The sequence below is a fragment of the Crystallibacter permensis genome, from assembly GCF_025960875.1.
Taxonomy (GTDB): Bacteria; Actinomycetota; Actinomycetes; order Actinomycetales; family Micrococcaceae; genus Crystallibacter; species Crystallibacter permensis.
Genome location: NZ_JAODLR010000042.1, coordinates 1 through 8,967, shown reverse-complemented (window position 1 = coordinate 8,967; position 8,967 = coordinate 1). Strand labels below are relative to the sequence as shown.

7 protein-coding genes are annotated in these 8,967 nt (G+C 59.0%); 4 read left to right on the top strand and 3 right to left on the bottom strand.

Annotation, left to right across the window (positions count from 1 at the left end):
- Window positions 1-148 precede the first annotated feature (148 nt).
- Both B0G38_RS22830 and B0G38_RS22825 read right to left on the bottom strand, forming a co-directional pair.
- A complete protein-coding gene (locus B0G38_RS22830; RefSeq protein WP_264671598.1) occupies window positions 149-1,348 on the bottom strand; it encodes an McrC family protein in 1,200 nt (399 codons plus the stop codon).
- Between the two features lie 26 nt (window positions 1,349-1,374).
- Window positions 1,375-3,537 (bottom strand): McrB family protein, encoded by a 2,163-nt coding sequence (locus B0G38_RS22825; protein WP_264671597.1) that lies wholly within the window; start codon window positions 3,535-3,537, stop codon window positions 1,375-1,377.
- 168 nt (window positions 3,538-3,705) lie between these two features.
- On the opposite strand from B0G38_RS22825, the gene B0G38_RS22820 reads away from it, so the two are divergent.
- Window positions 3,706-4,731, top strand: coding sequence for a restriction endonuclease (locus B0G38_RS22820; protein WP_264671596.1), 1,026 nt, complete (start codon window positions 3,706-3,708; stop codon window positions 4,729-4,731).
- A 584-nt stretch (window positions 4,732-5,315) separates the two neighbouring features.
- Complete coding sequence (locus B0G38_RS22815) at window positions 5,316-5,891, top strand: hypothetical protein (protein WP_264671595.1); 576 nt, start codon at window positions 5,316-5,318, stop codon at window positions 5,889-5,891.
- Between the two features lie 129 nt (window positions 5,892-6,020).
- Here B0G38_RS22815 and B0G38_RS22810 read toward each other — a convergent pair whose 3' ends face one another.
- A complete protein-coding gene (locus tag B0G38_RS22810) occupies window positions 6,021-6,644 on the bottom strand; it encodes a hypothetical protein (protein ID WP_264671594.1) in 624 nt (207 codons plus the stop codon).
- Window positions 6,645-6,710: 66 nt separating this feature from the next.
- Here B0G38_RS22810 and B0G38_RS22805 point away from each other — a divergent pair, with 66 nt between their 5' ends.
- Together B0G38_RS22805 and B0G38_RS22800 are read left to right on the top strand one after the other, a co-directional pair.
- On the top strand, window positions 6,711-7,313 hold the full coding sequence (locus B0G38_RS22805; protein ID WP_319801284.1) for a recombinase family protein: 603 nt from the start codon (window positions 6,711-6,713) through the stop codon (window positions 7,311-7,313).
- Window positions 7,314-7,662: 349 nt separating this feature from the next.
- A protein-coding gene (locus B0G38_RS22800; protein ID WP_264671593.1) for an IS3 family transposase occupies window positions 7,663-8,845 on the top strand; the annotation gives its coding sequence in 2 pieces (ribosomal slippage) (window positions 7,663-7,925 and window positions 7,924-8,845; 1,185 coding nt in all).
- The last annotated feature ends 122 nt before the right edge of the window (window positions 8,846-8,967 follow it).

Here is an 8,967-nt window from a genome sequence, read left to right as displayed (position 1 = left end):
TCAACTCCTTGCATGAATCCAGTCTTAACGAGGCAGGAAAATATTCCAGCAGGCGCGCCTTAAACCCCCCCAAAATTATTCAGCGCATTCCTAGATTCCTATGCTGACCGTATTTCATTTGTCCTGCCGTATCGCCATTCCTGCCTTATCAGGAAACTAAACGCAGCGCCGTCGCCCTGGCTGCAAGCTCGGCGACAGCGGCCAGCAGTTCCTCCGGCTTGCGTGAAAGGTCCAGTGGGAACTCGACGATCTCGATGGCGGTGTTCTGCACCTTGCGTACACGGACCGGCCCGGAATCGGCGTACACCAACCAAGCTCGCTGGACATTCAACGCCGTGCAGTAAGCGAGCATCTGGTACTGGTCAGCGTTCGGATACCCTGCCCAAGACGACGCCTTGTACTTGGCATCAAATACGGCAACAGGCTTTCCATCAATCACGTGCACGACGTCGACGTACATCTTCACCCGTGAACCCGGCCCGTCCGGCTCGTCCAGGCAGCACTCGTACTGTGGGATTACCCGCCCCGGCACACCGGCGAGCGCTTCCTCCAGAGCGGTAGTCACGAAATCTTCGAACACCGCAGCCATGTTGACTACGAAGGACACCACACGTTGCCGCCCTACACCTGCTTCCGCTGACATGTTCCGCAGGATGATCTCAGCCAACCGCAGGACCGGCAAGTAACGGACATTGGCGCGTGACTCGCTCCAATGTGGCAGTGCCGTCCCAGCCGGCAGCAAGGCCACGCCGTCTAGCTTAGAATCCAGGTGAGCCAGCCGACCTCGCGTCTCGGCGGACAGCCTCGGAAGCTGGAGCATCCGGCGCAGGGCAGCGCGCAGGATCCGGTTCTCGGGTATGTCGATAGTGAAGTCGTCATAGGAAATTTCAAGCGGCAGGAGCATGCCCGGCCGGCGGGCCATCTGGTCCCCCACACGGATCCGGCCACGGACCGTTCGCAATGCGTCTTCCACGTGAACGTAGCCTGACAGCGCTCCACGTGCCAGGGCCCGCTCCCCCTGTCTGGCTAGGGACTCTGCGAGTGCGGAGAACAGACCCGCGTCCTCGGCGCCGGCAACATCATCCGGACGGAAGCCCGGGTTCCGCGCATAGCCGAGTAGAAACAGGAGCCGATCCAGCCCCACTTTCGCTTTGGGCCGGACCTCTACCAGCAGGTCCCCCACCTCTACCGCTCCAACACGTCCCGTTGGAAGGAGCCGCCACCCAGCGCCAATACTGGGTTGCACGGAGACCAGTTCACTGTCGTTGAGCGCGGCCGCAACCTCATCGTCGAACTCTGCAGAGAGCGGCTCCTGCTGTAGTTCGTCGAGGATCAAATGCCCCTGCATTTAGTCTGTCTCTGCCTCGGCGCCTGTCACCACAGGGTCCCCGGCAAATTCTGGCGTTCCTCCGAGGTCTCTTTAGCAGAATCCGTCGCTCTGACACTCCCTTCGGCCGCACGTCGGATAGCTGCCAGCCCGAAGCGCTCGTGCACCTGTTCTCGGCTAAGCCGGCCAAAATGGTGCTCTTCGAGCAACGGAAGCAGCTCGTACCGCCAGATCCGTTCCAGTCCGGCTTCGGTCTCCGCATGCTCCTTCATGAAGTAGGAGGGTCCGATCATCAGATCCCGGTCCCCGGATCCCAGCTCGGCATTCAGCGCATTCAGCAGCTGGGCGCGTAGCGGATCTTTTCTCTGCGCAGACAGGTAGCGCGCCAGCATGCCCTCGATCATGCCCTCTTGTGGGTGCAGCTCGACGAAGGCGAAGCGGCGGCGGATGGCCGCATCCACCATGGCGATGGAGCGGTCGGCCGTATTCATCGTGGCGATGATGAACAGGTTCGGCGGCAGTACGAACGTTTCGGTCGGGTTGTACTGCAGGTTGATGCTCTGATCCCGGTATTCGAGCAGGAAGTACAGTTCGCCGAAGACCTTGGCCAGGTTGCCACGGTTCATCTCGTCAATGATCAGGAAGAACGGCTTGTCCTGGTTGCCCTCTGCGGAGGCCTCCGCAGCGATTCGACGGAGCGGCCCCGGTTCCAGGCTGAAGCCGACCTGCCCGCCCTCGCCCTGGACTGGCCTGTAACCCTCGAAGAAGTCCTCGTAGGCATAGGACGGATGGAACTGCACGGTCTTGACGTGGTCGCCGTGCTCCTCCCCCGCGAGATAGCGTGCGATCTTCCCAGCGAGGTAAGTCTTGCCCGTTCCCGGCGGACCATAAAAGACAATTTGGTTCCGTGTCTGCAGCAGGTCCACGATTTCCTGCAGATCGTCGCGCTCCACGTGGAGGGCTGCGGCTAGACCGTCGCTTGCACCGCGGAGTTCAGGTACGACGGCGGGCTGCGGCTGCGTTTCGTCCCTTTCCAGCTCCTCATCTTCTATTTGACCAGCCTCTTCAAATAGCTGCTCCACTACAGCGAGAGCCTCGGTAAGGTCGACGACGGCGCCCTGCTCCTCGAGCAACCGCGGCAGCGGCGCGGTCAAAGCGCTACTGTCCACCGCTCCAGGCTGCCATTCAACGTCACGCCGAAGTCTGGCTGCTTCCTCCTCAACGTAGTATGCGTCGCCGGCGATGACACCCAAATAAAGCTGGCCTTCGTGCTGGGTAAGGACCAGATCGTCCGGTTTCATGAGCTTCAGGAAACGGTAGTACTCCGCTGCCCGGATCTTGCGTTCAGCATAATCAGTGTGGGGATAGCCCTCGTTGACAGCCTTTTGAACATCTGACAGAGAAGAGACAGGATCGGGCGACCCCAAATGTTGAGCCCGGGTGGAAACGAATGAATCGGTCTGCCACGACTGAAGCATCGAAATGCCGCCCTGGCCCTGACGTACCAGCCAAGCACGGCGGCCGGGCACCTTGTCCTTGTCTCCGCGCCAAGCGCGGAAATCCGCAGCTTCTTCAACGCTCCAACTAGCGCCAGGATTCACATTCATGACCGTCCACATAAGCCCTTGGGCATCCAGCCGGTCCCGCAGTTTGATGCCAAACTTCGGCGTTAGGCGAAGGATCTCGTCCATGGCTTCTAGGAGCAGCTGGTAGCGGGTCGCGACCGGATCATTAGCCCCGCGATCTGCCCAGCCAACTAACTTGAGAAATTTCTTGACGATCGCCGTACGGTAAGGCGGATACTCCGTTGGGTTTCTTCCGAGGAGAAGGATGGAGGCGAAACAAGCAATGTCGCCAACCAGTAGACCCTTCGGTTGCAGCCCCTTAAGCCGGTCCGCGAATACGGTCAGCTCCTCTAGGTTTACATCCGAGCGCCAGAGCAATCCAACGATAGAGCTGATCTCGTCAGGCCGGTCGCGGCCGGCTTCCGTCAGTTTTGCCAGCGGGAACCAATGCATGAGATTCACGGAAGCAATGTCTTTCCTCAGGCGCTCGAACCAGTCCTCCGAGCCCTCTAGGTATGCTTCGCGAGTGCTAGTCAGCCGTTCGGCCAACTTCAGCTTGTAGTTCCGTTCCTCGCCGTCCAGATCCACATTGCGCGCGAATTTAACCGCGTATCCCATGAACCGAGTCCACTGCTCGTCAGTCATTGGGACGCCCTTCCTACACGATCAGCAAGAGGATGGCATGGATCCTGCTGCTTCTTCCGGTCCAACACTACGATGCAGTACTGACGTTTCATCGTACAGTCGTGCTGTCCTTTGGCCTCCGGTTAGTCTGGTGGGGAACACAACGGCGATGAAGGATTGAGGCATAGGATGAGCGCAATGTGGGGCATCCACAACGATGCATTGTCGAACGAACTGCTCGACCAGGGATTCATCAGCATCGGTTGGGATGCCATTCCTGATATCCGTTCAATAGGCAATGATCGAGACCTTCTCAAGAAGGCATTGGAGCAGGCCTACCCGGAGGCAAAAGCCGGTGCCATTCCCGTCTGGGCAGGAATCCTTTTCCGGTTTGCCTTCGAGATGAAGCAGGGTGACGTTGTCATCGCGCCGTATCGCGCCGATAGCACTCTGAACTTCGGAATCGTTACCGGTGACTACGAGTACGTCGAGGACGCGCCTATTCACCCGCATCGCCGATCCGTCAAGTGGCTGAAGACCGGAATTTCTCGGGGGCTTTTCCCGCAAAAGGCTCTGTACGAAATCGGTTCTGCTCTAACCTTGTTCCGGGTCAAGAAGAACGCCATTATTTTCGATCAGTTTTTGAAAACCGGATCGGAGGACATTCTTCAACAGGACCAAGCCGGAACCGAGGCGGAAACGGTTGACGAATGGGTCGAGACGGAGCCGAGTGCAGCGCGCCTGGATCAATTTACTCATGACTTCATTTTGAAGACGCTCTTGGAGGATCTTTCCCACGAAGAATTTGAGCACTTCACCGCAGACCTCCTTCGTGCCATGGGGTACCAGGCTCGGGTCACACCGTATTCATCCGACGGCGGGGTGGACGTAATCGCCCACAGAGATCCTCTCGGGCTTGAGCCGCCGTTAATCAAGGTTCAGTGCAAACACACCAGTGCTCAGCAGTCCCGGCCCGATATTCAGAGACTGAGCGGAACCCTTGCCCACGGCGAGCTGGCGCTCTTCGTCTGCCTCGGCAGCTTCAGCAAAGAGGCCGTTGGCTATGAGCGCGAACGGCAGAACCTGCGGCTGCTCACGGGCGCAGATGTCGTACAGTTGACATTGGGCCACTACGACAAGCTCGATCCCCACTGGAAAACGCGGATTCCCCTCCGTCAGGTGTACGTCGTCGACCGGACGACGGAAGGCCGTTGAATTTCCGGTCTGTGAGAAACATGCTGGCCGCGGGGAGACCAGGGGCCGGCCGTGCCTCCTCATTTGCGATTTCGCGTCACCATGTCGCACTCATTCTTTCCTCCTCCAAAAATCCGGAATCAGGAAAAGCTAACAAGAAGGCAGCCCTTGGGCCGCCTTCTTGTGGATGAGCAGAATACGTACGGCCCACTCTTGGATCAGATCAATGCAGGTTGCTTAGACGGCCCCCTCCGCCGCGTCAACGTCGACTGTCGGAATAACCTTGTCGATTGCCACCGCAAGCCGATTTGATATAGCGTCCGCATCAAGTGCCCGGTCCACCAGTCTGCGCGCCTGCTGAAATGTCTTTGCTGTACTAGTGTCTACACTGGCGGCCACTGCCTCGGCCTTTTCAGCCAACTCGGCTATCAAACATCCCGTCCACGAAAACAAGACCTTGAAACGGGCAATCGGGTAGCCGTTTGGAACGGTTGCTGAGGAAAACTTCCTATCCCGCCCGCACAAAGGCGCGCTATTACGACCGGGGAAGGGCCTCTGCGCCAGGAGAGGTCCCTCCCCCACCCCTTCATACATAGACTTGGGGAATGCTTATCTCCGCCGCCGTCGAGACAACGATCGCCATTGAGGCCATGCCAATTACTGATTGGATAACCGCTTGGGCGACTGTGGGGGCGCTGATTTTGTCTGCTGTTCTCGGTTTTGTTTCCATCAAGCTCACCCTCGCTGACCGTCACGAGCGAAGGACCGCGGAGCGATTACAGCATACGAAAGTCTTCGGCTTCGGAGATCTCAAGGCGGACCACGTCTTAGTTCGCGTGGTCAATGCGACAGAGTTCCCGGTCAGGAACATCAACGTTCTGTTCTTCGGATATATGTCCAGCCCAGTCTTAAAGGTTATCCACTCTGGCTCGCAGTTCGGCCTACCTCTCCTTGCCCCAGGTAAACGGAAAACGTTGCGGCTTGACTTCGAACGACACCCTGACCTCGCCGACATGAACGGGTATGTGGGGGTGCGACTTCAGTTCATTGATATCCACGGTCAAAGCTGGGTGCGCAAGCCGAACGGCCACATCGTTACAAGAGAAGAGCTCGGCACTGATCCTGGCTTTGACCTTCCTCGCGATCATTACACTTATGAGGGGCCGCACGTGGGCGACTAGCGTTTGTAGCGGCCTATGGCCGGCGCGGATGGCGTCAGCAGGCAACGGCGGCACCGCCGACTTATGCGTCTGTTGCGGTAGCAAGATCATGATCGGGCGCGAGCGCCCTTGCATCGGTTGCGTCCCTGTCTAAGGAGACAGTCCCAGCCAAGTTGCTAAAGCGATGACAAGGACTCCACCTATTACTGTGACAAAAAAAGCAGCTGAATGGTCCTTCCAACCGTGCTTCCTGTTGGGTTTTTCCGAATCTGCACCATAAGTCTGAGGCATTTGCGGCACCGCTGGCTGCTCCCGGCTCTCAAATTGCATCGCCTGAGCCGCTGAATCCTGACTCTCGGGTTGCTCTAAGGATGCTTTAATGCGGCGGCAAGTAGCCGCCACTCCATCGACAGTGATTCGGTTGTCGCCTGAAACGTCCAAGTCTATGTGCCCGCGGCTAATGAAGTAGTAGACGTGGACCGTGAATCTTGATTCACCTAGCGTTCCTGCCACCCCATACTTGTGGCTGCTCAACATCTTTGGTTCAAGGTCGTGTTCCCGAAACTCTGCGAACACTGCGGTGACTGATTTGGCGGTCGATGTTGTATCGGAAGGGTCGGTCAACGACCATACACCCTTGCCCCACCTATTCTCCTCATGGAAGGAATCACCGCCAGGAAACAGGCGTCGCAGCTCCCTTTCCAAGCGCAGCGCAATGGACTCAGGTTCGCCAACAGGCGTCACCCGTATCGATTCTTTGAATTCGATGGCCAACAGACACTCCCCTTCCAGGCTACGACATTACTTCATGGCAAAGCCGATCAGCGTCAACGGTCATGAGTGTCTTTCAACCCATGGGTTTTAAGACACTTGGCATGCGAGACAGTTGGCCCACGCCCTGGAAACCAAAAAGCGTCTCGCTTGTATGTCTCTCAAGCTCGCGCTACGTTCTTGGTTAGCAAACGCGCTTACAAAACAGGATTAGGGCACGGGAAAGCTAATTGGGTACGCCCGCGTACCGATCAGGGGCCGGACACCGATCGCGAGGAACAAGACCCGCTCGCGGCGGGAGTCCGCCGCGACGATCTGTACATCGACCACGGCGGGAGCGGCGGCCGGGCTTCCCGCCCGGCACTGGATCGGGCCATGGCCGTGCTCCACCCCGGGGACAAGCTCGTTATCACGACACTTGACTTCTTGGGGCGGTCGGTTCAGAACATGCTTGACCGAGCCCACGAGCTCAAGGGAAACGACGTGGGGCTCCGCGTACTCAACCCCCAGGGCGGAGACGTGGAAACCAGCACGCCGACAGGCCAGATGGTTTTTACCGTCATGGCCGCGCTCGGGCAGATGGAGTTGGAGATCAAGCGTGAGCACATCCGCGACAGCGCGAGTAAGCGCCGCGCCTCCGGACAGGATCTCGACGGACGCAAGCTTCAATAGACGGCCAGCCAGATCGGAAACGCGGCCCGCCTGATCGACGTGGGGCAGCCAGCCGCGTAGGTGGCACGCGATATGGGAATGTCCAAGGCTACCCTCTACCTGCGTATGGCTCCGCTGAACGGCCAAGTTGGGGAACAGCCCGGCCTTCAAAGGGCTGGTTCAGGACCCGGCGTAAAGGTACGTTCGACGCGCCAGGCCCTTTGAGGCAACCCGCCCTACTCGGCAGCGCATCCGCTAGCTCTAGGGGTCCGGGCCACTGTCGCAGGTCAGCGTCAACTGGCGAGCCTAGAGATTTCGGACAGTGGACCCTCCTAAACTGGAGGGTGCTACTGAAAGAGAGAATCGCAGTATGTCTGCAACGCGTCGGACGTTCCCGCAGAGCTTTAAGGACGATCTTTGCCGTGAGGTCGTTGAGACGTCCAAGCCCATCGTGGAAGTCGCCAAATCCTACGGTGTGGGGCCAGAGACCCTGCGCCGCTGGTTGATCAAGTACCGGGAAACCCACGGCGGTACCGAGACCGAAGTTACCGGTTCCGAGCGGGCCAGGCTGAAAGAGCTTGAGCAGGAGAACCGGGATCTGAAGGCCGAAAACCTGTTCCTGAAAAAGCCAGCGCTTACTTCGCGAGGGAGCAGCGACAGTGAGCAGGTACGAGTACATCGACTCCCGGAAAAACGATCCAGCCGAGACGAACCCTGTCTGGAGAATGTGCCTGTGGCTGGGTGTGTCCACGTCCGGGTTCTATGACTGGCTCAAGCGTCCGCAGTCGGCCACCGCGGCCCGCAGGCAGGCCCTGGCGGCTCGTATCCGCCACTTCTTCGACGAGTCGGACGGTACCTACGGGTACCGGCGGATCCACGCCGACCTGGCCGGCGAGGGCACGGAATGCTCCCCGGAACTGGTCCGGCAGATCATGCGCGATGAGGACCTGGTGCCCTGCCAGCCGCGCCCGTTCCGGATCACCACCGAGGCCGATGCCGAGGCCGCGGCGAAGATCCCGGACCTGGTCAAAAGGGACTTCAGTGCCGGCAAACCCGGCGTCAAATTCGTCGGTGACATTACCTACATCCATACCTGGGAGGGCTTCGCCTATCTGGCCACTGTGATCGACTGCTACTCGAAGAAAATCGTCGGCTGGGCGGTAGCCGATCATATGCGCGCCGAGCTGGTGGAGACCGCTTTGCGCAACGCCGCCGCCACGAGCGTGATCGAGCCGCAGGCGATTTTTCACAGCGACCGGGGCAGTGTCTATACCTCGGCTGCTTACACGGCGCTGGTGGCCGGGCTGGACATGCGTTCCTCGATGGGCAGAACCGGCGTGTGCTGGGACAACAGCCAGGCCGAAACCTTCTTCTCCGCGCTCAAGAATGAGCGTGTCCACCGCACTGTCTATCCCACGATTACCCGCGCCAAGCGCGACGTCGCGGCCTACATCGAGGGGTTCTACAACTCCCGCCGCCGGCATTCGGCCCTTGATTACCGCCGGCCCAACGAAGTCCATTACAGTTACCAACAGCCGGCATCGGCAGCGTAGAAAAAACCATCAAATCCGCTGTCCGAAAGGTTACGTCCCGTGGAATGGTGTAATTCTCCGCAGTTGCGCGTTGCTCCGGCAACGTAGTGAGCCATCGTGCGATGGTCAGTGAGTACAGATCA

Coding starts and splice junctions, on each gene's coding strand:
- B0G38_RS22830 (WP_264671598.1), bottom strand. CDS start 1,348: ATGCAGGGGCATTTGATCCTCGACGAACTACAGCAGGAGCCGCTCTCT.
- B0G38_RS22825 (WP_264671597.1), bottom strand. CDS start 3,537: ATGACTGACGAGCAGTGGACTCGGTTCATGGGATACGCGGTTAAATTC.
- B0G38_RS22820 (WP_264671596.1), top strand. CDS start 3,706: ATGAGCGCAATGTGGGGCATCCACAACGATGCATTGTCGAACGAACTG.
- B0G38_RS22815 (WP_264671595.1), top strand. CDS start 5,316: ATGCTTATCTCCGCCGCCGTCGAGACAACGATCGCCATTGAGGCCATG.